At 44.8% G+C, this 26,830-nt stretch carries 22 protein-coding genes; 13 read left to right on the forward strand and 9 right to left on the reverse strand.

Annotated elements, in window-relative coordinates; all coding sequences use genetic code 11:
* Nucleotides 1-118: 118 nt before the first annotated feature.
* Nucleotides 119-1,027: an N-acetylglucosamine kinase gene (nagK, locus tag AB4375_RS08645; protein ID WP_017068179.1), complete on the forward strand. Its 909-nt coding sequence runs from the start codon at nucleotides 119-121 to the stop codon at nucleotides 1,025-1,027.
* A gap of 179 nt (nucleotides 1,028-1,206) precedes the next feature.
* Here the strand turns inward: nagK and AB4375_RS08650 are convergent, their stop codons facing one another.
* The 6 genes from AB4375_RS08650 to AB4375_RS08675 all read right to left on the reverse strand — a co-directional run bounded on the left by AB4375_RS08650 (nucleotide 1,207) and on the right by AB4375_RS08675 (nucleotide 6,596).
* Complete coding sequence (locus AB4375_RS08650; RefSeq protein WP_017063882.1) at nucleotides 1,207-1,473, reverse strand: DUF2960 family protein; 267 nt, start codon at nucleotides 1,471-1,473, stop codon at nucleotides 1,207-1,209.
* Between the two features lie 298 nt (nucleotides 1,474-1,771).
* Nucleotides 1,772-3,589 carry a bifunctional molybdopterin-guanine dinucleotide biosynthesis adaptor protein MobB/molybdopterin molybdotransferase MoeA gene (locus AB4375_RS08655; RefSeq protein WP_017071478.1) on the reverse strand — a complete coding sequence of 606 codons (1,818 nt, stop codon included), beginning with the start codon at nucleotides 3,587-3,589 and terminating at the stop codon, nucleotides 1,772-1,774.
* Nucleotides 3,589-4,173, reverse strand: coding sequence for a molybdenum cofactor guanylyltransferase MobA (gene mobA / locus AB4375_RS08660; protein WP_004733776.1), 585 nt, complete (start codon nucleotides 4,171-4,173; stop codon nucleotides 3,589-3,591). Before mobA ends, AB4375_RS08655 begins: the two co-directional genes overlap by 1 nt.
* A complete protein-coding gene (locus AB4375_RS08665) occupies nucleotides 4,151-4,870 on the reverse strand; it encodes an energy-coupling factor ABC transporter ATP-binding protein (RefSeq protein ID WP_004733775.1) in 720 nt (239 codons plus the stop codon). The genes mobA and AB4375_RS08665 overlap by 23 nt, the downstream gene beginning before the upstream one ends.
* Nucleotides 4,871-4,880: 10 nt before the next feature.
* Nucleotides 4,881-5,579 (reverse strand): ABC transporter permease, encoded by a 699-nt coding sequence (locus AB4375_RS08670; RefSeq protein WP_017067174.1) that lies wholly within the window; start codon nucleotides 5,577-5,579, stop codon nucleotides 4,881-4,883.
* Between the two features lie 210 nt (nucleotides 5,580-5,789).
* Nucleotides 5,790-6,596, reverse strand: a complete 807-nt coding sequence (locus AB4375_RS08675; RefSeq protein ID WP_017068185.1) for a substrate-binding domain-containing protein — start codon at nucleotides 6,594-6,596, stop codon at nucleotides 5,790-5,792.
* Between the two features lie 303 nt (nucleotides 6,597-6,899).
* Between AB4375_RS08675 and AB4375_RS08680 the strand changes: the two genes are divergently transcribed.
* On the forward strand, nucleotides 6,900-8,363 hold the full coding sequence (locus AB4375_RS08680; RefSeq protein WP_029235435.1) for a sigma-54 dependent transcriptional regulator: 1,464 nt from the start codon (nucleotides 6,900-6,902) through the stop codon (nucleotides 8,361-8,363).
* Complete coding sequence (locus tag AB4375_RS08685; protein ID WP_017059613.1) at nucleotides 8,353-10,380, forward strand: cache domain-containing protein; 2,028 nt, start codon at nucleotides 8,353-8,355, stop codon at nucleotides 10,378-10,380. Before AB4375_RS08680 ends, AB4375_RS08685 begins: the two co-directional genes overlap by 11 nt.
* A gap of 368 nt (nucleotides 10,381-10,748) precedes the next feature.
* Here the strand turns inward: AB4375_RS08685 and AB4375_RS08690 are convergent, their stop codons facing one another.
* Nucleotides 10,749-11,636, reverse strand: coding sequence for a mechanosensitive ion channel family protein (locus AB4375_RS08690; RefSeq protein WP_017059614.1), 888 nt, complete (start codon nucleotides 11,634-11,636; stop codon nucleotides 10,749-10,751).
* Nucleotide 11,637: 1 nt separating this feature from the next.
* A complete protein-coding gene (locus tag AB4375_RS08695) occupies nucleotides 11,638-13,983 on the reverse strand; it encodes an ATP-binding protein (RefSeq protein ID WP_372051342.1) in 2,346 nt (781 codons plus the stop codon).
* A 728-nt stretch (nucleotides 13,984-14,711) separates the two neighbouring features.
* On the opposite strand from AB4375_RS08695, the gene AB4375_RS08700 reads away from it, so the two are divergent.
* Nucleotides 14,712-16,295 (forward strand): ABC-F family ATPase, encoded by a 1,584-nt coding sequence (locus tag AB4375_RS08700; RefSeq protein ID WP_009846736.1) that lies wholly within the window; start codon nucleotides 14,712-14,714, stop codon nucleotides 16,293-16,295.
* A 222-nt stretch (nucleotides 16,296-16,517) separates the two neighbouring features.
* On the opposite strand, the gene AB4375_RS08705 is transcribed toward AB4375_RS08700, so the two are convergent.
* Nucleotides 16,518-17,339 (reverse strand): formate dehydrogenase accessory sulfurtransferase FdhD, encoded by an 822-nt coding sequence (locus tag AB4375_RS08705; protein ID WP_017068189.1) that lies wholly within the window; start codon nucleotides 17,337-17,339, stop codon nucleotides 16,518-16,520.
* Between the two features lie 397 nt (nucleotides 17,340-17,736).
* Here AB4375_RS08705 and AB4375_RS08710 point away from each other — a divergent pair, with 397 nt between their 5' ends.
* The 9 genes from AB4375_RS08710 to AB4375_RS08750 all read left to right on the forward strand — a co-directional run bounded on the left by AB4375_RS08710 (nucleotide 17,737) and on the right by AB4375_RS08750 (nucleotide 26,732).
* A complete protein-coding gene (locus AB4375_RS08710) occupies nucleotides 17,737-18,198 on the forward strand; it encodes a DUF3305 domain-containing protein (RefSeq protein WP_061034050.1) in 462 nt (153 codons plus the stop codon).
* Nucleotides 18,188-18,871 (forward strand): DUF3306 domain-containing protein, encoded by a 684-nt coding sequence (locus AB4375_RS08715; protein ID WP_372051343.1) that lies wholly within the window; start codon nucleotides 18,188-18,190, stop codon nucleotides 18,869-18,871. Before AB4375_RS08710 ends, AB4375_RS08715 begins: the two co-directional genes overlap by 11 nt.
* Before the next feature lie 299 nt (nucleotides 18,872-19,170).
* Complete coding sequence (locus AB4375_RS08720) at nucleotides 19,171-20,832, forward strand: 4Fe-4S dicluster domain-containing protein (protein WP_372051344.1); 1,662 nt, start codon at nucleotides 19,171-19,173, stop codon at nucleotides 20,830-20,832.
* Nucleotides 20,833-20,841: 9 nt separating this feature from the next.
* On the forward strand, nucleotides 20,842-21,480 hold the full coding sequence (locus tag AB4375_RS08725; protein ID WP_017059621.1) for a molecular chaperone: 639 nt from the start codon (nucleotides 20,842-20,844) through the stop codon (nucleotides 21,478-21,480).
* Nucleotides 21,481-21,558: 78 nt separating this feature from the next.
* A complete protein-coding gene (locus AB4375_RS08730) occupies nucleotides 21,559-21,759 on the forward strand; it encodes a twin-arginine translocation signal domain-containing protein (RefSeq protein ID WP_008217926.1) in 201 nt (66 codons plus the stop codon).
* Between the two features lie 10 nt (nucleotides 21,760-21,769).
* Nucleotides 21,770-24,625, forward strand: coding sequence for a formate dehydrogenase subunit alpha (locus AB4375_RS08735; protein ID WP_372051345.1), 2,856 nt, complete (start codon nucleotides 21,770-21,772; stop codon nucleotides 24,623-24,625).
* 11 nt (nucleotides 24,626-24,636) lie between these two features.
* Complete coding sequence (gene fdh3B / locus AB4375_RS08740) at nucleotides 24,637-25,245, forward strand: formate dehydrogenase FDH3 subunit beta (RefSeq protein ID WP_004733723.1); 609 nt, start codon at nucleotides 24,637-24,639, stop codon at nucleotides 25,243-25,245.
* A 13-nt stretch (nucleotides 25,246-25,258) separates the two neighbouring features.
* Nucleotides 25,259-26,332, forward strand: coding sequence for a formate dehydrogenase subunit gamma (locus AB4375_RS08745; RefSeq protein WP_017070544.1), 1,074 nt, complete (start codon nucleotides 25,259-25,261; stop codon nucleotides 26,330-26,332).
* Nucleotides 26,316-26,732, forward strand: a complete 417-nt coding sequence (locus AB4375_RS08750; RefSeq protein WP_017112083.1) for a hypothetical protein — start codon at nucleotides 26,316-26,318, stop codon at nucleotides 26,730-26,732. Before AB4375_RS08745 ends, AB4375_RS08750 begins: the two co-directional genes overlap by 17 nt.
* Nucleotides 26,733-26,830 lie beyond the last annotated feature (98 nt).

Consider the following 26,830-nt stretch of genomic DNA (forward strand, 5'->3'; position numbering starts at 1 on the left):
ACGAGATAAGTTTGTTATCCATCACAGTTTGTAGGGGGAGTGTTATGGATAATGCGTCCTAGATGTTTAATTTGAAAAATTTATTTGCCCGAATTTAGGGAAAAATTGGAGAGATTTCATGTATTACGGCTTCGATGTTGGCGGCACAAAAATTGAATTTGGTGCGTTCAATGAAAAACTTGAGCGAGTAGCAACAGAACGCGTACCAACGCCTACTGAAGATTATCAACTGCTACTTGATACGATTGCCGGTTTGGTGAAGAAGTACGACAGTGAATTTTCTTGCGAAGGTAAAATTGGTCTTGGTCTTCCTGGTATGGAAGATGCTGACGACGGCACAATGCTGGTTGTTAACGTGCCAGCTTCAACGGGGAAACCACTACGTAAAGACCTAGAAGCACTTATTGGTCGTAGTGTGAAAATTGAAAATGATGCGAATTGCTTTGCGCTTTCAGAAGCGTGGGATGACGAGCTTAAAGACGAACCATCAGTAGCAGGCCTAATTCTAGGTACTGGTTTTGGTGGCGGGTTAGTTTACGAAGGCAAAGTGTTCTCTGGTCGTAACCACGTTGCTGGTGAACTGGGCCATATGCGTCTTCCTATTGATGCTTGGTTCCACCTTGGCGACAACGCACCGTTACTCGGTTGTGGTTGTGGCAAGAAAGGTTGTCTAGACAGCTACCTATCAGGTCGTGGCTTTGAATTGATTTACGAGCACTACTTCGGCGAGAAGAAGAAAGCAATCGAGATCATTCAAGCGTACAACGAAGGTGAAGCAAAAGCGGCTGAGCACGTTGATCGTTTCATGGAGCTATTGGCTATCTGTTTCGCGAACCTGTTTACCGGTCTTGATCCACACGTAGTTGCATTGGGTGGCGGTCTTTCAAACTTCGAACTTATCTACGAAGAGATGCCAAAGCGTATCCCTAAATACCTACTGTCTGTAGCGAAATGTCCAAAGATCATCAAAGCGAAGCATGGTGATTCAGGCGGCGTTCGTGGTGCTGCATTCCTTAACATTAAGTAATCGTGACTTAAGTTAAGCTAGCTAAGGTTAGATAGTTAAAAAGTACAAATAAAAATGCCGCAATCTCGAAAGAGGTTGCGGCATTTTTTATTGTTCGGTGCTTTCGTTTCTTTAGCTGTTAGCTGTTAACTACAAACGAAAAGCTAGAAACGACATATCAAGAAAAGAGCCAAGAGGGCTTACTTCTTCTTTTTACCAACACCAAGATTGTCTTTTTGCTTCAACGTAAGCTTAGTAAAGCCAAGCTTGCGGAAGTAGTTGTCTTGGTAGTTGCGAACCGCTTTAGTATCAGAAATCAACTCAAGCTGTTGCTCAGTTTTTAGATACTCAGAGATATCGATGCCTTCAGCTGCAGCAACAGCTTCTTGGATCGTGCGGTGTTCTTGTTTTGAAAACAGTAACTCTTTGTCTTCGTCTTTGTAAGTGTACAGAATGGTACGAGCCATGGTGCTCTCCAATAGAATTATTACTTTGCGCGCACTCTACATAAAAAGCGTACGTGGCTCAAGGTTATGATAAGAAATCTTAAGATTATCGTTCTAACGTTTAGCGTAATTTAAGCTATTTGTCTTTTAGGCAACGAACAGGTTGTCTTTCACGAAACCAACAGAACAAAAAGCCCCTTAACATCGAAAGCTCGATAGAAGGGGCTTCGTCTATGTCTTGGCGAAGATCTTCCAAATCACTTAAAAGCTTCTAAATCAATTAAAAAGCTGCCAAGTCAATTTAAGTGTTTGCTTTGAGTTAAACACGGCCTTGCAGTGGAATGATCGTTACCGTCTCACCAACTTTTACGGTATCAACCGCTGGTGAGATTTCGATTAAGCAGTTCGCTTCACTCATTGAGCGCAGAATACCTGAACCTTGCTTGCCCGTTGTTTTCACTTCAAGCACGCCAGATTCATTCATCGAGAACACACCACGGCTAAATTCAGTACGGCCTTGGCGTGAGCGCAGTTGTTCAGTTGCTACAGCATTTGCTTTTACTGGTGTCCAGTTCGTTTGACCTTGAAGCTTGCGGATCGCAGGCTCAACAAAGTTAATGAACGACACCATCACAGCAACAGGGTTACCCGGTAAACCAAAGAACGGCTTGTTCTCAATCTTACCGTAAGCCAATGGGCGACCTGGACGCATGTTGATACGCCAGAAGTTGATTTCACCCAGTTTATCTAACGCAAGCTTGATGTAATCCGCATCACCAACAGACACACCACCAGAAGTCAAAACCATATCGGTTTCAAGCGACGCAGAATGCAGCACATCCATCATCTTCTGCTCATCATCTTCAATGATGCCGTAATCGACGATGTCACAGCCGAGCTTTTGAAGCATGCCGATAATAGTAAAACGATTTGAGTCATAGATAGAGTTTGGTTTTTGCTCGTGACCCGGCGCTTGAACTTCATCACCCGTAGAGAACACACCCACTTTCACTTTACGCAGAACAGGGCAGGTACCAAAACCTAACGACGCCATCATGCCCATTTCTGGCGCTTCAATGCGTGTGCCACGTGTAAAGACAGGTTGGCCGATTTCTAAATCTTCACCTGCCATACGGACATTTTGTCCAACCGAGATTTTAGCATCAGGGAAGCTAACTTTATCGCCATCTTGGACGGCTTGTTCACGCATCACGACAACATCAACGCCTTCTGGCATTGGTGCGCCGGTCATGATTTTAACGGCTTCACCTTGTTGCACGATTTGCTCGTAGCTGTGACCCGCCATGACTTCAGCAACGATGTTGTAACTGTCCAATTCTAGATCTTCACTACGAATTGCATAACCGTCCATTGCAGAGTTGGTATTCTGAGGAACGTTGATTGGCGAAATCACATCTTCAGCCAGCACGCGGCCGTAGCCTTGCAGTAATTCAACACTCTCTGTGAGATCGAGTGCGTCAATGCTATCAACAATCTTTTGTTGGCCTTGAGTAACGGTTAAACCTGCAGGAGAGAACGAATCACAACAAACAGCTGGCGCTGCGTCTTTTGAAGGTGAGCATGACACGGCTCTGCCTGTTGTAGAGACAAGGTCAAAGGACTGCGCGTAATCGATGATGAAATCACGAATCGCTTCTAAGTCGCTGATCGCCATTTGTGGCAGCTCTGATTCAACTTGGCTGTCTGCCGCGATAGCAATAATGTTGTTATCGTTTGGATATAACCAAGGTTTGCCCACTTCATCTCGGTGCAGTTCAATTTTAGGGAAGGCGATGTTCTTACAGCCTTCAACCAAAATCAGATCAAGCGTGTTGGTATCAAATCGAGTCAGCAGGTAATAAAAATCTGCTTCGGCTTCTGGTGTTTCTGTCATCATCACGTGACGATTACGAGAAGCAATCAACATTTGGTTCGCGCCCGCTTTACGTAAGCGGTAACTGTCTTTACCCGGCTTATCGACATCAAAATCGTGGTGAGCATGTTTTAACACGCCAACTTTTAAACCCGCATCAGTCAACAGAGGAAGCAGGGCTTCAAGTACGGTCGTTTTGCCTGTACCGCTATAAGCAGCAAAGCCCAATAAAGGAAGGTTAGGGCGTTGTTTAGAATCTTTCATTATTGAAGCGTTCCGAATTGGGTGAGTTCTTCTGGCGTGTTGAGATTAACAAAGCAGTTAGGAGAATCGCTGAAATCAACGTATTCGGTAACACACTCTTTGTATAGCAAGATGATTTTACGATCACCACGTTCCAAAAACGCTTCTAACTTTGGTAGAACACGTTTGTGGAATAGGGTGAATACAGGTTGCTTAAATTCGCCATCATGCGCGACAAGAATGTCGCTGTCTTCTTTAACTGCAGAACAAAAACGCTCAACAAGGTCGTCACTGATTTGTGGGCTGTCGCAAGGGACAAAGCCGACCCAGTCTGTACTCGCGTTTTTAAGGCCAGCATGAATGCCGCCCAATGGACCTGGATAGTCAGGGAAGGAATCGGAAACAACCGGAGCAAATGCTTGGTAACTGTCTAAGTTACGGTTGGCATTGATAGTGATGCTGACATCTTGCTGTGACAGCTTGTTTATAACGTATTGAATAAGCGGAGAACCGTTGAGCTCAACAAGTCCTTTATCTTTTCCGCCCATGCGGCTGGCCTGTCCGCCAGCCAAAATAACCCAACTAGTTTGCGTTGGAAGCAGCATAAATATTCTCTTGTGCTTTATCTTTCTGAATAACTTGCAGAAGCGGCGATTCGGTCAAAGTATTGTCTTTGATCCACCATTGCTTCTTACATAAGTCGGTTAACGCGTTAGTTTGGTGACTAGTGATGACTAAACTCGCGCCTCTTTGAAGAAGATCTTCGGCCATTATCACCAATCTTTCAATAGATTCTTTGTCTAAAGAGGCACTTGGTTCATCCATAAGCAAGATTGACGGCTTAAGAATCCAGGCTCGTGCCATTGCAACGCGTTGACGCTCACCACCAGACAACACAGAAATGTGTTCATCTGCCAAGGTTTCTAAACCTACCATTCTCAATGCATTAATTATTTGAGCTCGCTTATCTTTTTGGCTCTCTTTGTTAAAGCGAATGCCATAAGCGACATTTTGGTACACCGAACCATCAAAAAGATAGGGGGTTTGATGCAGGTAGATAATGTCTTTGAACTTGAGCCTAGGGAATAAGATCTGCTGCCAGCTTTGTGTCGGAGACTGAATGCGGCCAGAGCTGGGCTGAATCAATCCAGACAATATTTTAAGTAGGGTCGTTTTACCCACACCATTATCTCCTTTGAGATAAATGGCATCGTTGGGGCCGATCGACAATTCGGGAATGTGGAACAAAACACGCTCTTTGTAGCGCATTGAAATTTGCTGCGTTGTTATTTTTATACTCATGACAGCGTTCCTAAGTTCTTAAATAGCCTTTTCCTCTCACACTGGAAAGGAAAAAGTTAAGGGCTAATGCCAATGCTAATAACACCATACCGAGGGCGACGCCTTGAGCAAATGCGCCTTTGTGGCTTTCCATGGCAATAGCTGTTGGGATGTTTCTTGTCATCCCCATAATGTTGCCACCTACCATCATTGAACAACCTACCTCTGTCACGATACGAGAGAAGGCAGCAATGGTTGCAGCCAACAGAGGAAAACGCGTTTCCCAAATCAAGGTACACGCCACGCGTGTTGTTGATACGCCAAGTGTGCGCGCCGTTTCAACCGCTCGGCGGTCACTGGCCTGCAGAGCGCCATGCATCATCGCAACTAGGATAGGGAAACAGATCACCATTTGACCTAGAATCATCGCCTTTTGGGTGAACAGCAATTGCCAATCACCTAACGGGCCAGAGCGAGAAAGCATCATGTACATCAACAAACCGATAACCACAGTAGGGATCGCTTGCAGGGTGTTGATCACTGAAAGCAGAGCCCATTTCCCGGGGAACTCGGTATAAGCCAATAAGAAAGCCATAAGGATTGCAGGAACAATCACCAATGAGATGGCGGACAAAGATACGCTGAAGGATACCGCGACGATTTTCCACAATTCGTGGTCAAAACTCACTAGTAGGTTCATTGCATCAATCGTTGTTTGCCATAGGGTCATGAAGTATCTCGTGTGAATCGATAATAGGTCTTTATCGGTAATGACTGATGTTAATCATAGCTGACACAATATTATTGAGCCTATATTGGCCAGCTATTGTTTCTTTAAATGCTTCAGTTAACTGGTTAGTTAAGCGTAGTGCTAATTGGAATTAGTACTTACAACAAACCATTCTCAGCTTGTTATAAACGAATCTACGCTGACGAAAAACTACTCTGCGCTCGCTACAAACAGCTGTTTGCCATGCAGTTTAAAGTCGTTAATCAGTTTCTGACCTTTAGGGTTCACCAACCAATCACTGAATACTTTCGCTGCTTGGTAGTTAATGCTTGGGTAGCGCTCTGGGTTAACAAGGATTACTTGGTAAGGGTTGAATAGGTTCTTGTCACCTTGGAAAAGGATTTTAAGATCCAGTTTGTTTTGGTAAGCCAACCATGTGCCACGGTCTGTCATGGTGTAGCCTTGCATTTCAGACGCCATGTTCAGAGTAGGGCCCATGCCTTGACCAACACTGCGGTAGCCACCAAAGTTTGGTTCCATTTTGGTCTGTGCCCAAATGCCCATCTCTTTCTTGTGCGTGCCTGAATCGTCACCACGAGACACAAACGTCGCGTTGTTGGTTGCGATTGCTTTGAATACATCAGCTACAGCTTTTTGAGATTCAATTTTTGCTGGGTCACTTTGAGGGCCCACAATCACAAAGTCGTTGTACATCAGCTTACGAGGTAAAACGCCGTAGCCTTTTTCTACGAAATTCGCTTCAGCTTTTGGTGCGTGAGTCATTACCAAATCAACATCACCATTTTCGCCCATGCGAAGTGATTTACCGGTACCCGCAGCTAGAACATCAACCTTGATACCAGAATCTTTTTCGAACTCAGGCAATAAGTAGTCCAGTAGACCAGAGTGATAAGTACTTGTGGTTGTCGCCAACTTAATATGAGTGGTGTCTTCCGCGCTGCTAGCCGTGTAACTGACGATAGATAGAGCTGCAATAGTTAGGGGAATTGCTTTCATTATTATTATGTCCATTCTGTTATAAATGAATGACATGCCTTCAGTTTTAAAGGGCTCAAAAAAGGGCATGTGCATAAGACGCTAATTGTTGTAATTAGAAATCTACACCTTATAAGCAATCTTAATGCCAATAAATCATGCATCAGATCTCATTAAATTGCTGTTATTTCGGACAAAACTGCGTCATTTAGCCCTCTAAAATGAATCAAAACATGAGCTAGGACAAAATGTCGCACATTGTCCCTGTTGGAGAAAAGGTTAATTGGTACACTCTGTCCCAACTTTTCTCACCGGCTAATCATTATGTCTTTACCTAGTTCATCTGCATCCAATCTCAACCCGAACACATTGACTCAGTATCAGGCCTTTTCCGTTTTGGTCGTCGATGATGAATTGGGTATGCAGGCTATCTTAAAGAAAGCACTAGGTAAGTTCTTTGGCAAGGTGTCGAGCGCAGGGTCGGTTGAAGAGGCTGAAACGCTGCGTTCAAGCGAACATTTTGATCTGATTGTCCTTGATATCAACCTACCAGGCCGCTCTGGCATTGAGTGGGAAGAGGCGTTTAACGACAACGACAAACGTGCCGATGTGATTTTCATGACGGGTTATGCCGATCTAGAGATGACCATATCCGCGCTTAAGCTTGGTGCTTCAGATTTTATTCTTAAGCCGTTCAACCTCGAACAGATGATACAAGCGGTTCTGCGTTGTATGGATAAGCGACTTGATCAAAGAATGCAGTACGCGTTGAAGCGTGATGTTAGCCGTCATATCAAGACCGAATTGATCGGCAATTCAGACAAAACTAAACAGCTTAAATTGCTGATCAGTCAATTTGCACCGTCAAGAGCATCCGTTCTTATAGAAGGTGAGTCAGGTACGGGCAAAGAGCTGGTTGCTCGTGGTGTACATGAAGCCAGTAAACGCACAGGTCCATTTGTGCCAATCAACTGTGGTGCGATTGCTCCAGAGCTTCTAGAAAGTGAACTGTTTGGACATACATCAGGCGCATTTACTGGTGCGAAGAAAAACCGTGAAGGTCTTTTCCGAGTCGCAAGTGGTGGCACCTTGTTCCTTGATGAAATTGGTGAAATGCCACTGCCAATGCAAGCTGCATTGTTACGCGTGTTAGAGCAAAGAACCATTCGTCCAGTCGGTAGCGAGAAGGAAATTTCCGTTGACGTACGAGTGGTGGCGGCGACCAACCGAAATCTTCAAGAAGAGGTCGATAAAGGGCACTTCCGCCGCGATCTGTTCTACCGACTCAATGTACTTAAGATTGATGTGGTGCCATTGAGAGAGCGCCCGTCAGACCTGATTGAACTTGTTCCATACTTTACTCGTCTTTTATCGAGCGAGCTTGGCATGCCAGTTCCAAATTGGGCACATGAAGATATCTTGGCGTTGAACGAATACGAATGGCCGGGAAATATTCGTGAACTTAAAAACTTAGTCGAACGATGCATTCTTTTAGACAAGCCACCAGCACACTATTGGCGCGAGATTAATGGTGATCCTGTTCCTGCTAGCATTTCAGTGACGGTGTCACATGGTGCGGAAATGCCAAACTTGAATAATGCAGACGCTGCCGAGGGTTATCCAAACACTTGGACACTCAAAGAAGTGGAAAAATCTCATATAGAACAGCTGGTTAGTTTTCATGATGGCAATAAATCGGCAGCTGCAAGAGATCTTGGCGTCGCACGTAAAACGCTAGAGCGTAAGTACAAAGATTGGAACACAGAAGGCTCTGAATATGCCGATTAGACGTCGTTGGTGGTCAAAGTGGGCGTTCCGATTCAAAACCATGGTTCGCTACCGATTATTATTCCTTACATCTGCTCCGATCATTCTGACCTTGTGCGCGCTTGTGGCTATCACACTGTATTGGTCAATACATTACACGTGGCAGGGCGCTCTGATTGATGTCGATGAGCGTTTGGATGTTGCCGATAACAGTATTCACCTGATCCAAAATCAGCAAGCATACAACGTTCGTGCGTTCGCCGAGTCTTATAACTTTCGAACCAAACTTGCGAGTGATCTTTCACACGAAGAGCTAACGCGCTGGGTGTCTGAGAACAAATCTCGCTATGAGCTCGATTTTCTGCGCTGGCGCAGTGTCGAGAGCATGGAAAAGAAACTCGAATATCTAAACTTAACTCACAAGCCCTCATTTTTCAGTGTCTTAAGCCGTAATGAACTCAATTATCTCGATCGTGACCTCGCTAAAAAAGCGGAAGTTCCGATGCTCAACGGGCAAGAGGTCGAGACTCGCGGATTGGTAAGCCGAACCGTTGTATCCATCAAAGATGAACATGATCATGTGATTGGTTTTCTGGATGGTGGGATCTTACTGAATAACAGTACTCAACTTGTTGACCAAATCAGTAACCTTATCTATCCACAACGAGAAGGTTTTAATCGTCATATAGGAACGGTCACGGTTTTCCTTGATGATCTTCGTGTTAGCACCAACGTGCCTTTGAGCAGTGAAGACAGTGTAGGGCGCGCCATTGGTACACGTGTTTCTCACGAGGTTCACTCGAAAGTCTTAAATGAAGGTAAAGAGTGGCTAGATCGAGCGTATGTTTACGATGCTTGGTATATCACAGCTTACCAACCAATCCATGACCAGTTTAACAATGTGATTGGCATGCTTTACACCGGTTATTTGATTTGGCCGCTGATAGAAACCTACTTGACCAACCTTGGCGAAATCAGCATTACCATTGTGTTGCTGCTGTTGGCATCCGGCTTGATCGTTCACCGTGGTGCGCGTGATCTTTTTAACCCAATTGAACGCATTCATAAGGTCGTCAAGCTAGTCCAGATGGGGCAAGACAAGCGCATTGGTACGCTAGGTTTGGATGATCAACACGAACTGACACTGCTCGCTAAACAATTCGACAAGATGTTGGATCTACTGCACGAGCGCAATCAAGAGATTCAACAAGCGGCGTCTGAACTAGAGTGCAAAGTGCATTCTCGTACCGCGAGTTTGAAAGAGAAAACTGAAGAACTCGAACTGCACATCAAGCTTCTCAATCAAGCCAGAGATAAGCTGGTGGTCAATGAAAAACTGGCCGCGTTAGGTGAATTAACGGCAGGTATTGCTCATGAGATCAATAACCCAACCGCCGTGATTCTTGGCAACGTTGAACTGATGAAGTTTGAACTGGGCGATGAAGTGAGCCGTGTAGATGAGGAAGTCCACGCGATCATGGAGCAGATTGACCGAATTCGAAATATCACACGAAGCCTGCTTCAATACAGCCGTCACGGCGGCGTACAAGACGAAATTACGTGGCAACATATCAACCCAATAGTGGATGAAAGTATTACGCTCGTAAAAACAGGTGCGAAGAAGAAAGGCATTGTGTACGTATCGCAGCTGAACGCTAAAACCTCAGTCGAGGTCAATCGAAACCAATTGCTACAGATTCTGGTTAACCTACAAATGAACGCGATTCATGCAATGGACGGTCAGGGCACGTTAACCATTTCGAGTGAAGACTGGGTTGAAAATGGTGTGTCTCATGGCGCTATCGTTCATGTTCAAGATGAAGGCTGCGGTATTAAGGAAGAACAACTGAAACGTATCTTCTCGCCTTTCTATACCACCAAACGAGATGGCACGGGCTTAGGGTTGTCAGTATCTCAGAGTATATTGAGCCAAACTGGCGGCGAGATCCGAGTTGAATCTGAGGTAGGTAAGGGAAGTTGCTTTAGTATCTATCTTCAACAGAAAGCGACACCTCAATTGCTTGTATCAAACCTATAAGTTCTAAGAACTCATTCACTGATATTATCATCTGATAATATTTCTAACGCGCTTGGGCTATTACACGAACGTTTTAGCCCAAGCACGAATATTCCGCACTACTAATCTATCGCAAACCAAATCTCAACTCGCTGCAAATGAGGTACTCCAAGCCTCACAATCGCTCGCAGAAGACAGTCAGAAAATGGCGAACACTACAGAACACCTTACTGAGCAATTGAAATACTTTAAGGTTTAGCATCAATAGGACTATTAGCTTAAAGATAAAAAGCTCATAAAAAACACCTCCGCACTTGCGATAAGTTCGGAGGTGTTTTTATTTATGGCTAGTCATTTGCTATAAGCAACAAACGTCTAAAGCATCAAGCCTAATGCGCCGCTACTGAAATTTTCGGTGGGTTGATGTTGTGCTTCTTAAACTCTTTCATCACACGCAAAGTAATGTCGGTTTCAAACAGCTTCTCATACGCAGTATCCACAACGTAAGCCTTACAAGTTAGCTGTATTGCTAGGTAGTTATCGGTAATCGTCTGTTTAACCAAAACCGTTACAGGTTTCGGCAAGTGGATATAACGACTTGAAGACGCCGCTTCTTGAATCAGATCGCGGGCTAGGGTGATGTCTTCATCCATACCAACGTAAAACGGAATCACCACCTGCATGTCCAACGCACCGTAGTTACCACTGGTGGTCACTTCATTTAAGAACTTGTTGTTCGGAATGGTAATGATGTCATCGTTCAGGGTTCTCATTCGCACTGAACGCAAACCAATGGTAATGATATCACCGTAGTTGCCTTCGAACGTGACGCGGTCACCAACTTGAAAGGGCCTATCAATCATTACCGTGATGCCCGCGATGAATGAAGCTGCCAAATCTTTAAGCGCAAAGCCGACTGACACTGCGAGGGTACCACCAATCAAAGCCAGTATTTGGTCGTTGATTCTAAAGCTCATCATGAACACGATAAGACCTGTGCTCACATAGATAAAGAACTGAGTAAACGACTGCAGTTTCTGTAGCAGCATACGATATTGCACGAATTGGCTACCAAAACTGGTCACCATCGAGTTGATAAACTTAAGCAGTAACCACATCGCAGCAATAACGATCATGGAGAAGAACACGCCGCTCCATCGCACTAGACTCGCTATCTTTGAGATGTTTTCTACATTGGCTAACTCTTCCGTCGCAAAGATCGGGAAACTGACAGCACTTGCCAAGCCAACAAATAGTAGGATAAATAACTTCTTCATTTTACTTCACCAGTAGATGTTGACGGTCGAGAACGTTAGTAATGTGGCGGAACCAGTGCTCGGAAATTCGAGCCTTTTCTTCATGCCAACCAATATAACCACGGCTTTCAAAGTAACGCAGAATGCCGGTTATCTCAGCCGTGCTTAGCTGCGTACAATCAGACAAGACTTCCGGAGACGCGATTTCCAACTGCACGATAGAACGAAGCACAGCCAGCATAGGTTTTGGCATGTTTTCTAGTTCTTGTGCTTCTGGAACATGGAACAAGCGCACCACGGCTTGATCGGTATCTTTGTTTCGATTCAATGAGAGTCGGAAGAAGCGCAACGCAACGGTAGGGTTACCATCAGAGTAATGCCACAAGATTCGGTAGAAGCCTTGGCGTGCGCGATCTTCCTCGCTCATGTCATCTTGGTCCCACTGTTTAGGCACCACCAAACCATCAAACGATAACGGCTTCTCAAGCTCCGTATTAATACGGCTATTTAGAAGCTCACCGACTTGTTTCTCTGTCCAACGCGGAAGGAAACACACCAAGTCAAACAGCAAACGTTCGCCACGCGCTCGATCGACAAACCGCCAGCTTGATTTGGCGATCGATATCACGACACGGTGGTTCTTTTTAGAACGACGCAGTAGGTTGGTTAAACGTATCAGATCAGACAAGCCGCCAACCATTGGCTTAACTAGACGCTGTGCATTATCGATCGCAATCAAGTACGTGGTCTTGCTTTTACGAAGGTGAGCCAAGATCTGAATCTCAGTCGCTTTCTCTTCCAAGCCGATGCTCACCGCTAGATGCGCTAACAGCTCTTGATAACCAGCGTAAGGGCAACTTACGTAGACAGGTTCAGCGTTAGAGACTTTGTGCAGCAGGGTATAAAGCAGCGTTGTTGCGCCCACACCACGTTCACCTGAAACAATACAGATAGCAGGGCTGTCTGACATCAAGTAGCGAGACAGTTGCTTAACCTCATCACCGGCGTAATCAATCAGCGTGCTGTCGATATTACCCGGAAGAATGTATTCATAGGTTTGATCGCCTTTGATTCGAACCAAGTTTTGCTGATTCTTGTCAAGGTCAGACTGCTTAGCCACTTCAATTCTAAACAGGTACGCCAAAGCTTGGCTAAACAGTGTGTAATTAGACAGTAAGGCCATGATGCGGTGTTGGAAGTTGTAAACACTCAACCATACGATGCCAATGGCCGTCGCAAATATATTAAGTAAGAAGGTATCCTTGCGGTTTACTGCCCAGTTCACCCATACCGGACGATCAGAGATGTGTTGCAGCGTATCGAAGACTTTCGCACGCCATAATCTAAGCACTGAAATGGTAACCAGTACAAACCAGAAAAATAGGGCGCTGTAGATCCAGCTATAGATAGTGCCTTTGCCTAGCGTGATACTCGATATTTGCAAAGTCACACCCGCAACAATGAAGCTCCAAACATAACGGCGAATGGTCGATAGGCGCAGCGCAATCACTTCTTGATTAGATGTGCGGCCCAAACGATACGCAAATTCCAAAATAAAGCTGATAGCAATCGAACCACCTAGAATCCACCAAGTGAAGATCTCAAGGAAAATCAGGTGTTGCAGGCTAGGGATGCTGGAGAGCACTCTTAGAGAAAGCGTAATCGCAATTAACCAAGCAATCGCACGATCAGCGCGGCTGATGTACCAGATCACACGTACTAAAAATGGAGGGTTCGTTTTCGCTTCAAGAAAATTAATTCTGAACAATTCGATCAAGCGAGTGCTGTTGGCAAGCCACCACGCTAAACCAAAATAGATAAACAACACTTTTAACGATGCACCAATCACAGGCACTGGCGAAATAAAGATGTCTTTAACGAGCGCTTTAAAGCTACGAATCTGGAAGTAAACAAGATACTCAATGTTGAGCTTGGTTAATTCCCACTCTTGTTTAAATTGAGTTACGCCGTAAGGGCCAAAACCCGTTAGGCGCTCTTTATTAGCGGAGTTCGTCTGCTCTAACAGGTGTTGCTTGCTCACATTCAAGCTATTCAACGTGACGTAGCTGGTTTGAACGGCAAACCATTGTTCGGCGTCGTTGTTTGCTCTGTAGGCTTTTATCTGTTGCTCGAAGGTTTTGATTTCCTGCTTTTGAACTTGTAGCACTTCAGCGAGCAATATATTGACTTGGCGTCTGTCCGACGGCTCCATAAAGAGGGGGTCGGGTAACGAATCAATTCGATCATCGAGATCAACAGCAGAATCGGATACCTGCGGCTGAGATTGTAAGTCATATTCCAAGTTGGCATGACTAGGCCAAGAGAGAATGGCCAAAGTGAGGATTAAGAAGCGCGATAGTGAACGCATAAAAGTCTCTTAGAATTATGAGGTTAGGATTACTATAGTTAGATAATCTGACTTTGTGAAATCCAACCCCGTGTCGGGGGCGAGTACTTTATTCCTGTTTCGAGCGATTTTGTCATGAAATTGTCAGGGATTAGGCAAGGGTCTGTTGACCTTTCGTGGTTAAATTTTGTTCGAGATAGAATCGTTTTAGGCGCGGCAAGGAGTATGTAGCCTAGTCATTCTAAGTTAATACTTCTTAACAAAGCATAAAACGATTCTAGCCGAACCCTTCGGGCAGTCTTTGTGGTTCATTTCTACTGCGTTATCAGCTTCTCATGTAGGCTAGCTATACTTCAAAGCCTCTGCCTTGTAGAAATTTCCCACAAAGTGCTGCAAAAATCAGCTCGAAAGATCAACAGACCCTAATATTTGAGCATCTTTGTTATGTCTTCTGTTGCGTTGATCGGGTTGGCTTTTACTGTGACCAATCAGCATACGATATATTCAATGGTTGGCATGATTTGGGACGTTATATACCGCCCATTATGGTGCGCTGTTCGATATTTTGTTTTTCCTTAAAATCGACGGTTTTACGGCGATAAATAGAAAACCAAAAATGTGAGTCAGTTCAAACTATGATTTGGCTAGGTTATCACTCACTTAATGGCCAGTAATTGCAATCAATACTTGCAGTTAAAGCCTTGAACAAGTAACGTTGCGGCGTTTTTCACATTAAAAAGGTAATGGCATTGATCTCCACAGCAAATATCACCCAACAATTCGGCGCTAAGCCACTTTTCGAAAATATTTCAGTTAAGTTCGGCGAAGGCAACCGCTACGGTTTAATCGGCGCGAATGGCTGTGGTAAATCGACGTTCATGAAGATCCTATCTGGTGAACTAGAGCCAAGTGCTGGTAACGTAAGCTACGATCCAAACGAGCGCGTTGCTAAGCTAAACCAAGACCAATTTGCTTACGAAGAATTCACGGTAATCGACACGGTTATCATGGGTCACAAAGAGCTTTGGGCTATTAAGCAAGAGCGTGACCGCATTTACTCTTTGCCAGAAATGAGCGAAGAAGACGGCATGAAAGTGGCTGACCTTGAAGTTCAGTTCGCTGAAATGGACGGTTACATGGCAGAAGCTAAAGCTGGTGAGCTTCTTCTAGCGGTAGGTATTGAAGAATCAATGCACTTCGGTCTGATGAGCGAAGTAGCACCGGGTTGGAAACTTCGTGTTCTATTGTCTCAAGTACTGTTTGCAGACCCGCATATCATGCTTCTTGACGAACCAACGAACAACCTGGACATGGACACCATCAAGTGGTTGGAAGACACGCTAAACCAACGTAACTGCACAATGATCATCATTTCGCACGACCGTCACTTCCTAAACTCTGTTTGTACACACATGGCTGACCTTGATTACGGCGAACTTCGTCTATTCCCAGGTAACTACGATGAGTACATGACGGCTGCGACTCAAGCTCGTGAGCGTCTACTGTCTGACAACGCTAAGAAGAAAGCACAAATTGCTGAACTTCAAACGTTCGTATCTCGTTTCTCTGCTAACGCATCTAAAGCGAAGCAAGCAACGTCACGTGCTAAGCAGATCGATAAGATCCAACTAGACGAAGTTAAAGCGTCTAGCCGTCAAAACCCATTCATCCGTTTCGAACAGTCTAAAGAGCTATTCCGTAACGCACTTGTGGTTGAAAACCTATCTCAAGGTTTTGAAGAAGACCTATACAACAAGTTCGACGGTATTTTCGAAGTAGGTGAGCGTGTTGCTATCATCGGTGAGAACGGTGTGGGTAAAACAACACTACTTAACACACTAGCTGGCGCTCTTGAGCCTCGCACAGGTGAGTACAAGTGGTCTGAAAATTCAAACATCGGTTACTACGCTCAAGATCACGCACACGATTTCGAGACAGACATGAACTTGTTTGATTGGATGAGCCAATGGCGCCAAGAAGGCGAAGACGAGCAAGTTGTTCGTGGCTTCCTAGGTCGTATGCTGTTTGGCCAAGACGACATCAAGAAGTCTGTAAAGGTTATCTCTGGTGGTGAGCAAGGTCGTATGCTTCTTGGCAAGATCATGATGCACAAGCCAAACATCCTTCTTATGGATGAACCAACGAACCACATGGATATGGAATCTATCGAAGCGCTTAACTTGGCTCTTGAGAACTACAAAGGCACATTGTTCTTCGTATCTCACGACCGTGTATTCGTAGACTCGCTTGCAACTCGTATCCTTGAAATCAAAGATGGCAAGATCAACGATTTCCGCGGTACTTACGCTGAGTTCTTGAAAGCACGCGGCTAAGCTTTAAGTTAGCCTTAGTTTTCAACTCTATGCGTTGGAAATTAAGCTATAAATTGAAAATTAAAAACGCCGTCATACTAAAAAGCATGACGGCGTTTTTGTATCTAGCTAAGTTTCTATGTATTTATCCTTGATGGGTCACTAACTATTTACATCAGAACTTTACAATTAGAAGCGGTTAGTGAATCACCAATCAAACCTACGCTTTTTTCCGACTGCTGATTATTCACCTTTCACATCAAAGTCAATCTTGTCTGCACCCGTGAACACTTGGAAGCGTAAACCTTTAGCGCGAGCAATCGTAGTGATGCCGAACTTCTGCGCTAAATCTAAGCCCATTTGTGTAACGCCAGAGCGTGACAGTAGAACAGGGATTCCCATCTGCGCAACCTTAATCACCATCTCAGACGTTAAACGGCCTGTGGTGTAGAAGATCTTATCTTCACCTGTCTCTTTGTTAAGCCACATCTCACCAGCCAATGTATCAACGGCATTGTGTCGGCCAACATCTTCAACAAACGATAGAACCTTGTCGTCTTTGCAAACAGCACAGCCATGAACCGCACCCGCTTTCTTGTAGGTGTCGTTATAATGAGTCAGCGCTTCTAGAGCCGTATAGATTTCAGATTGCTTAATCTTGGTTTGAGGCACTTGGTAATCTTCCAATTGCTTCATCACGTTGCCATACATGGTACCTTGGCCACAGCCAGAGGTAACTGTCTTCTTCTTAAGCGCTTGCTCAAGTTGGCTCGTATCTTCTTTGGTGATAACCGCTGCTGAGCTGGTTTCCCAGTCGATTATGATTGATTCAACGGCTTCTGGATCAGAAAGGAAGCTTTGGTTTTTCAAATAACCCAAGACTAATGCTTCCGGGCGTGAACCCAATGTCATTAGAGTTACGATCTCTTTCCAGTTCAACATAACGGTAAGAGGGCGCTCGCACGCAATTTGTTTCGTTAGCTTTTCGCCATATTCATCAAACACTTCAACTTCGATGGTCTGAAGTGGGTTTTCACTGGTTTTTATTATGTTTGGTTTTACCACAGTCACGTCCTACTTAATGAGATAGCGATTATAAGGGATAAGAAGTTAGGCAAGAGTCATCATACGACTCTTTAGAATACATGCGTTCTCTGTCACTTAGTCAGTCTTAGCTTTAACTCAAGCATTTAGCAATTCTCATTCCAAAATAGCGGCTATTCGAGAAAACATGAAGCATTCGATTAAAATAGCGCAAAATATGAGAGTTCACCGAGACTAACTGTCTCAAACCAGCGCGATCGACTAACGTTATAGGGGTAACTTTACGACAAACGCACTAAAGACGGAGCAGGACTTAAAATGTATTGGCGTGTTTATTGCTTTGTAGGGGGTATATGATTATGCGAAGTACAAAATGTCCTACGTACGATCAGAATAAAGAAAATCAATTGGGTGCAGTATGTCTGAGATAAAAGAATTCCAAGAACACTACGAAAAAACAGAATCAGCTTGGCCAATAGGTGTCCAAAGAATAGAGAAAGAGATCAAAACTGGCATTTGGGTAACAACTCAATGGGAACTCATCGGTTTTGAATTATCACCTGAACATGAAACCCCAGACGTATGTTTGCTTCAGTTGCACAAAGACGAACGTACCGACTACCGCTTCAATCTAAGCTCTCAGCAACCTAAGCTATTCTTAGTTATGGATAATGTTGACTCCGGTAAACCTATTATTCAATTACTGACAGCATCACAAACAGTCGCAGGCCAATACATGGACGGAGATAACCAAGTATTGTCTTACGACATGCCATTGCCTGTACAAGCTTGGATGGAAGCATTCATCGGTCGTCATGGCGAGTTATTAGAAGCAAGACGTAAGAAACGTAAAGGCGCGGGTCGATCAAATGGCAACTAACTTTTTTAGCCGTTGGTCTCAACGAAAGCTTGATAAATCAACCGACCAACCTTTAGAAGCGCAACAAACGCTTGAGGAAACTGAGCTTACTTCCACTGAGGCTTCGTCTGCTGCTTCATCTATAGACGCAGAAACATCGGAGTCACTAGAACGTGGAACTTTGGAAAAAGAGTCTCCAGAACACGCTGTCGATTCTCAAACTATTGACTCTCAGGAGATAGCATCAGAAACGACTGAAGACTTGTCTGTTGCTCAATTATTGGTGTCAGAAGCTTCAGAAAGCGTAAAAAAAGCGGCATTGCGTAAATTATTCCTCTCAGAAGAATTCAACGTTCGTGATGGTTTAGATGATTACGACGACGATTACAGTAATTTGAAGTCTCTTTCTGAAGGGGTCGCGGAAACCTTGCGTGATTGGGTTAAAGACAAAACGGAAGAAGAAACTGCGCCAGAAGAAGAGCAAATCATTGATAATAAAGACGAAGGTGAAGTTTTAGAAAATTCTGAAAGCGATCTTGAGGTATCTGATAATAAACTTGAAACGTCAGAAAGTGCCGAAATAACCGAACAAGAAAAAGAACTGTATAAAAACACAGTATCGGATAATAACGCTACAATGTCAGACGAAGCAGACCTGAAAGAGGTGGGACAAAATATACCACACAAAGAATAGGTACATTTTGACTAAACACTCAATGAACCGCTTGCGACAAAATGTCCCAAGCGGTTTTTTTATACGCACAATAAACGTTATATAGGATTAAATCACTGAAATATAAGGCATATTAAATTGGCATGGCATTTGCAAAATAACGTTCATTATCAACTTTTTTGTAGATAGACGAGTTCACGGTCTGACGAACGACACACTGGCTAAAGGGTTAGTTGTTAACGGATTACTCAGCAAGTTCTCTCTCGCTTACTACAATAAAGGTTGAACAGATTATCCATGTCCAAAGATGGAACTGAGCAATGCTTAAACAATTATTAGAACAAGCAAATTCAAATAACGCTAAAGCAAGACTGTATGCATTTGAAAATACAGTTGAGTTAACAAATCTGATTCCACCTACTGTTAGCTACGAAAGCGGCGGTAATACACTTGTTATTGGTCCAACTGCGATCATTGAAAGTGCTGCGGCTCAATTACCTCAATTGACGAGCCTAACCTTATTGTCAACAGATGGCGAAAAGGGCACAAACCCAGAACTGTACTTCGCGAATTCGGTTCAAGTATCCGGTTTCCTTGGCACGTTTGAAGTTGTGATCGAAAACAAAGGCACATCAAGCAATCTAGCGAAAGTCGCGATTAATCACGATTGTTTCGATGTTGTTTTAGACCTATGTCTGAATAGCTGCATGACAGAAGAAGTACCTGTACCGGGTTATTACCCAGTAGGTCGTGGCTATCCAAAACTTGCTGAAGCACTGGAAGAGATTCCAACGCTTATGGGCACATTTGATAAGCCTAAGTTCTTCCGTCTCGACACTGACCTTTGCGCGCACAGTTCTCGTGGCGTAAAAGGCTGTGAGCGTTGTGTAGATGCTTGTCCTGCTGGCGCACTATCAAGTGAAGGCTCTGATAAGACGGGTCACAAGATTGAGATTAACCCTTACCTATGTCAAGGCGTTGGTACTTGTGCAACTAGTTGTCCTACAGAAGCGATTACCTATGCGCTGCCAAACCCTGATGACACTCAAAAGTTTATTGAACGTACGCTAGCTAATTATGAGCAAGCGGGCGGTCTGGATCCAATCGTACTTATCTGTAGCTCTCGTCATGAGACTTACAATGTAATGGCGCTAAAAGCACTGCCAGATAACGTGATTCCAATTGTCGTAGAAGAACTGCCATCTATTGGTATCGATACTTGGTTTGCAGCTTTAGTTAATGGCGCAACTCAGGTTCTGTTTGCCGCATCTCGCTTTATGCCAGAAACGATCATTCGTGTTCTAAATAACGAAGTAGGGATTGCTCAAGAACTACTAGATCAAATCGGTATTCCAAAAGAAACCATCGATATTCTGTACTTAGAATCTCTACGTGAATGTCCTCCAACACTTTGTGTGGATTCATTCGACCTTGCACTTGGCGATCTTCAAGGCAACAAGCGCCAACGTCTATTTACAGCACTTGATGCGATGTCTTCAGCTCGTATTCCTGTTGAAAATGTTGTTGAGCTTCCGTCAAACGCACCTTACGGCAACGTTTCGTGTGATAGCAAAGATTGTACGTTATGTATGAGCTGTGTGGCTGTGTGTCCGACACGTGCGCTTCATACCGACGGGGCTTCTCCATCACTTAAATTTGTAGAACAAGACTGTATTCAATGTGGCTTGTGTGAAAAGGCATGTCCTGAAAATGTTCTGACTCTTACGCCTCGTATGAACTGGGTAAAAGAAGAACGTCAAAAAGCAGTTGTGATTCATGAAGAGAAAGCTGCGGAATGTGTACGTTGCCATAAACCATTCGCACCTCAGTCTATGATTGACATGTTACAGAACAAGTTACGCGGTCACTCGCACTTTTCAGATGAAGCAGCGATTAATCGTATTGCTATGTGTGAAGACTGCCGTGTGGTGGATATGTTCGATTCAATGGCTCAAGACCCATTGAAACAATTGAAATACTAGGAGTTAGCCTTGGAAACGAATTTGGATCAGGCACAAGAACAGACACTAAGAACTGAGATCTATTTGGTTCTATCCGCACTGTTTCGCAGCGCACCTTCTGAAGAGGTGATCGACTTTCTAAAAACACTCGATATTGAAGCGTCTGAAAGCGCAATGCAAAAGGCTTGGATTGCCATTCAACAAGCGGCAACAGAATCAAACCGTGAAGCTCTTGAAGACGAATATCAAGATTTGTTCATCGGTATTGGGCGTGGAGAAGTCGTTCCATTTGGTTCTTGGCATCGCACTGGCGCCATGATGGAAAAACCATTGGCAGAGATTCGTCATGACTTAGAGCTTTTAGGCATTGAGCGTGACGATCAAGTGAAAGAGCCGGAAGATCATATCGCAGCACTGTGTGAAGTGATGGCGATGCTAACGGCTGAAGAAGAAGCACTGCAACAGGCGGTATTCAATAAGCACCTTGGCCCTTGGTTTAACTCTTTCACGCGTCAGCTTGAAGGGGCAGAAAGCGCGAACTTCTACAAATCGGCCGCTCAACTGTGTGAAGCATTCTTAACGTTAGAACAAGTGCGTTTTAGCGTGAATACAAAAAGCAGTAAGCACAAATTAAAGATTGATGTGAAAAACGTCACTGATTACGAGTAATCGAGCAGTACGCGATTATATCGATAGAGGGGCATTAAGCCTCCAAAAAAAGATCTACCGTAAGGTAAGGAAGCAATGATGAAAGATAATAAAGATATAAATACAAGCCGTAGGGATCTACTCAAAGGCTTGACGACTGCAGCCGTTGCTGGTGCCGTTGTCGCTGGTACAACTAAAGTGGCAACCGCTTCAGAAACTGTTGAAATTTCGAAAGAAGACGTGAAGAAGACAGGGTATCGTGAGACGCAACACATTCGCGATTACTACGACACACTTTAGGAGATAACGGATGAAACTTGTCAAACGCTCCGATAGTGTGAGCAAAGAAACCAATCAGCTAGGTGTGTCTCGACGTGCCTTCATGAAAAACACTTCATTAGCTGCTGGTGGCGCAGTGGTAGGCGCAAGTCTATTTGCACCAGGTATGATGAAGAAAGCACAGGCTAAATCAGTCGATCCAGAAGCGAAAACAGAAGTGAAACGTACTATCTGTTCTCACTGTTCTGTGGGTTGTGGTATCTACGCTGAAGTTCAAAATGGCGTATGGACAGGTCAAGAGCCTGCATTCGATCACCCATTCAACGCTGGTGGACACTGTGCGAAAGGTGCAGCACTTCGTGAGCACGGCCACGGTGAACGTCGTCTTAAGTACCCAATGAAATTGGAAGGCGGTAAGTGGAAGAAGCTTTCTTGGGAACAAGCGATTGAAGAGATCGGTAACAAAGCGCTAGAACTTCGTAAAGAGTCTGGCCCTGATTCAGTTTACTTCCTAGGTAGTGCGAAACACAGTAACGAGCAAGCTTATGCATTCCGTAAGATGGCTTCGCTTTGGGGCACCAATAACGTTGACCACCAAGCACGTATTTGTCACTCAACCACAGTAGCCGGTGTTGCGAACACTTGGGGTTACGGTGCAATGACAAACTCGTTCAATGACATGCACAACTGTAAATCGATGCTGTTCATTGGTTCAAACCCAGCAGAAGCTCACCCAGTAGCGATGCAACACATCTTGATCGCGAAAGAGAAGAACAACTGTAAGATCGTTGTTGCGGATCCTCGTCGTACGCGTACTGCTGCGAAATCAGATCACTACGTTTCTCTTCGTCCAGGTTCTGACGTTGCGTTTATCTGGGGTGTGTTATGGCACGTCTTTGCAAACCAATGGGAAGACAAAGAGTTCATTAAACAACGTGTATTCGGCATGGACGAGATCCGTGAAGAAGTCGCGAAGTGGAACCCAGCAGAAGTTGAACGCGTAACTGGTGTTAGTGAAAAAGACGTATACCACACCGCGAAACTACTTTCTGAAAACCGTCCGGGTTGTATCGTTTGGTGTATGGGTGGTACTCAGCACACGACTGGTAACAACAACACACGCGCTTACTGTGTACTTGAGCTTGCGCTAGGTAACATCGGTAAATCAGGCGGCGGTGCAAACATCTTCCGTGGTCACGATAACGTACAGGGCGCAACTGACCTTGGCGTACTGTCAGACACACTTCCAGGCTACTACGGCTTGTCTGAAGGTTCTTGGCGTCACTGGTCAAAAGTTTGGGATATCGACTTTGACTGGGTGAAAGGCCGTTTCGACGACAACGCATACGGCGGTCAAAAACCAATGAACAGTGCAGGTATTCCTGTATCTCGTTGGGTTGATGGCGTACTTGAAGACAAAGACAAGATTCGCCAGCGCGAAAACATCCGTGCCATGTTCTACTGGGGTCACGCGGTGAACTCTCAGACTCGTGGTCCAGAGATGAAAAAAGCGATGCAGAAGCTGGATATGATGGTTATTGTTGACCCATACCCAACGGTTGCAGCGGTAATGAATGATCGTACCGACGGCGTTTACCTGCTACCAGCAACGACTCAGTTTGAAACCTACGGCAGTGTAACGGCGTCAAACCGTTCTCTACAGTGGCGTGACAAGGTTGTTGATCCTCTATTCGAATCTAAACCTGACCACGAAATCATGTACCTGCTTTCTAAGAAGCTTGGTTTCTCTGATCAGCTGTTCAAAAACATCCGTGTTGAGAACAACCAACCACTGATTGAAGATATTACACGTGAATTCAACAAAGGTATGTGGACAATCGGCTACACAGGCCAAAGCCCTGAGCGTTTGAAAGAACACCAACAGAATTGGCACACATTCCACAAAACGTCTCTAGAAGCAGAAGGCGGTCCAGCAAATGGCGAGACTTACGGTCTACCTTGGCCATGTTGGGGCACACCAGAGATGAAACATCCGGGTACACACATCCTTTACGATACGTCTAAGACGGTTGCTGAAGGTGGTGGTAACTTCCGTACTCGTTTTGGTGTTGAGTTTGAAGGTCAAAGCCTACTGGCAGAAGACAGCTACTCGAAAGGCTGTGAGATCAAAGACGGCTACCCAGAGTTCAGTGACAAACTACTGAAACAACTGGGTTGGTGGGATGATCTAACTGCAGAAGAGAAAGCGGCTGCTGAAGGCAAAAACTGGAAGACTGACGTTTCAGGTGGTATCCAACGTGTGGCAATTAAACACGGCTGTATCCCATTTGGTAATGCGAAAGCACGTGCGATTGTTTGGACATTCCCAGACCGCGTACCACTGCACCGTGAGCCACTTTACACGCCACGTCGTGATCTAGTCGCTGACTACCCAACGTGGGATGACAAGGAAGCAATCTTCCGTGTTCCTACGTTGTACAAATCCATTCAAGACCAAGATAAGTCTGGTGAATACCCGATTATTCTTACGTCTGGTCGTCTGGTTGAGTACGAAGGTGGTGGTGAAGAAACACGTTCAAACCCATGGCTAGCAGAACTTCAACAAGAGATGTTTGTTGAAGTGAACCCGAAAGACGCAAACGACATTGGCTTCAAAGATGGCGATGATGTTTGGGTTGAAGGTGCTGAGAAAGGCCGCATCAAGGTGAAAGCGATGGTTACTCGTCGTGTTAAACCGGGTTTGGCGTTCTTGCCGTTCCACTTCGGTGGTAAGTTCGAAGGCGAAGATTTGCGTTCTAAGTACCCAGAAGGCACTGATCCTTACGTTATTGGCGAAGCAGCCAATACAGCAACCACATATGGTTACGACCCTGTCACCTTGATGCAGGAAACGAAAGTAACCCTTTGTAATATTCGTAAAGCGTAAGGAGTCTTAAAATGGCTAGAATGAAATTTCTTTGTGACACCAAACGTTGTATCGAATGTAACGGTTGTGTCACTGCATGTAAGAATGAAAATGATGATGCTCTGGAATGGGGTATTCAACGTCGCCGCGTTGTCACACTGAACGATGGCGAACCGGGTGAAAACTCTATCTCAGTCGCATGTATGCACTGTACTGATGCCCCTTGTATGGCAGTTTGCCCGGCAGACTGTTTTGAACATACGGAGGACGGCATCGTACTTCACAATAAAGATCTGTGTATCGGTTGTGGTTACTGCTTGTTTGCTTGTCCGTTTGGCGCACCTCAATTTCCTAAACAGGAAGCCTTTGGTGAGCGCGGTAAAATGGACAAATGTACCTTCTGTGCTGGCGGGCCAGAAACAGAGCCAGGTTCTGTGGAAGAACGTCAGAAGTACGGTGCGAACCGTATTGCTGAAGGCAAGCTACCAATGTGTGCTTCTTTATGTTCGACCAAAGCACTACTAGCGGGTGATGCAGAGAAAGTCTCTGATGTATTCCGTCAGCGTGTTGTTGAACGTGGTGCGAAGGGTGCAGGCTGGACAGACGGCAACGACCTTTCTTACGATGCGATGAAGAGCTAGTTAGGAGAGACATATGCTTACAATGTTTAAGCGTCTCTTCCTTGTTGTGCTGCCAATGTTGGCAGCACTAACAATGCTGTCTCCTTTGAGTCATGCATCTGAGACGAACTCATCACAAACTCAATCGAGCTCTGCTGAAAGAGAAATCACACAACTTGCTGGCGCTGATTTTTGGCGACAAGTAAGAAACGGTGAAGAAGGTTACACCACATCTCAATCGGCTGAGCACGGTGTGTTGATCAGTACCCCAGGTCAAACGTGGTACATATTGAAAGAGAAGTGGATGTCACCAGCCGGTGCTGTCGCTATCTTTGGCAGTATTGCTTTCGTTACTCTAATGTACGTTGTGATTGGCCCATTAATGCTGAGTGCGCCAAGAACAGGCCGTAAGATCAAACGTTGGTCTCGACTAGACCGTGCCTTGCACTGGAGTATGGCGTTTACCTTCTTAACACTGGCGTTCAGTGGTTTGATGTTGGTTTACGGTAAGCACTTCTTGAAGCCGTACATTCCAACAGACCTTTGGGGCTTCATCGTTCTATTGGCGAAGCAATACCACAACTACATCGGCCCGATTTTCTATGTGCTGTTGATGGCTGTTCTCATCAAGTGGTGGCGCAAGTCTATTTTCAAGATGGTCGATGTACAGTGGTTCATGAAACTGGGCGGTATGGTTGGGAAACATAAAGGTTCTCATCCATCTGCAGAGTTTTCGAACGCGGGTGAAAAAGCGCTGTTCTGGCTATTGATTGTAATGGGTAGTGTGGCTGCGATCAGTGGCTTGGTTTTAGACTTCCCAATCTTCGGTCAAACGCGTCGTGATATGGAGCTTTCAAACCTAGTCCACATGTTGGCTGCTTTGATCCTTATCTGTGGCTTTGTGTTCCACATCTACATCGGCTTGTTCGGTATGGAAGGGGCACTAGAAGGCATGGTAACAGGCGAAGTTGATGAGACTTGGGCTAAAGAGCACCATGATCTTTGGTACAAAGAAGTGATGGAACAAGAGAAAAACGGCGTTGAACAAAGCGCTAACGCAGCAACAGAGAAAACGGAAGGGGTGAATAAGAATGAACAAACCTCATAAAGGTATTTGGGTCGCTTACATACTAAGCTGCTTTACGCCATTTACTTGTCTTATCTCTGGTGTGATTGCGATTATCTACGCGGGTTATCGTTTAGACAAAGGCGAAGATGGTGAAGTAGTGGATACTCATTACTACGGATTAATTCGCTCTTTCTTCTTGAACCTGACGTTCTTCGTCGTTCTTATCGTAACGGTAGCGACCTCTAACGGGGTGTTAATCGGTGTGAACGATTACTGGTATCAAAACCATATTATCGATGACATCGCTTACTACATTCCGTATGTAGGCATGCTGTTTGGTGGTGTTGCGATTGTGGTCTGGTTTATCCGCATGTATCAAGGTATGCAGCGTTTAAGTCAAAACCTACCGCAAAACCCGACAACAGGCCCCAACTTGTAGTCGAGTATCGGCTCACTAGATAGCGAATTATCTAGCACAATAGTCCTTTTGAAAGCCCAATGATTTCGGTCATTGGGCTTTTTGTTGTGCGCCGAGCA

This window comes from Vibrio sp. 10N.261.51.C6 (assembly GCF_041471785.1).
GTDB classification, from domain to species: domain Bacteria; phylum Pseudomonadota; class Gammaproteobacteria; order Enterobacterales; family Vibrionaceae; genus Vibrio; species Vibrio crassostreae_C.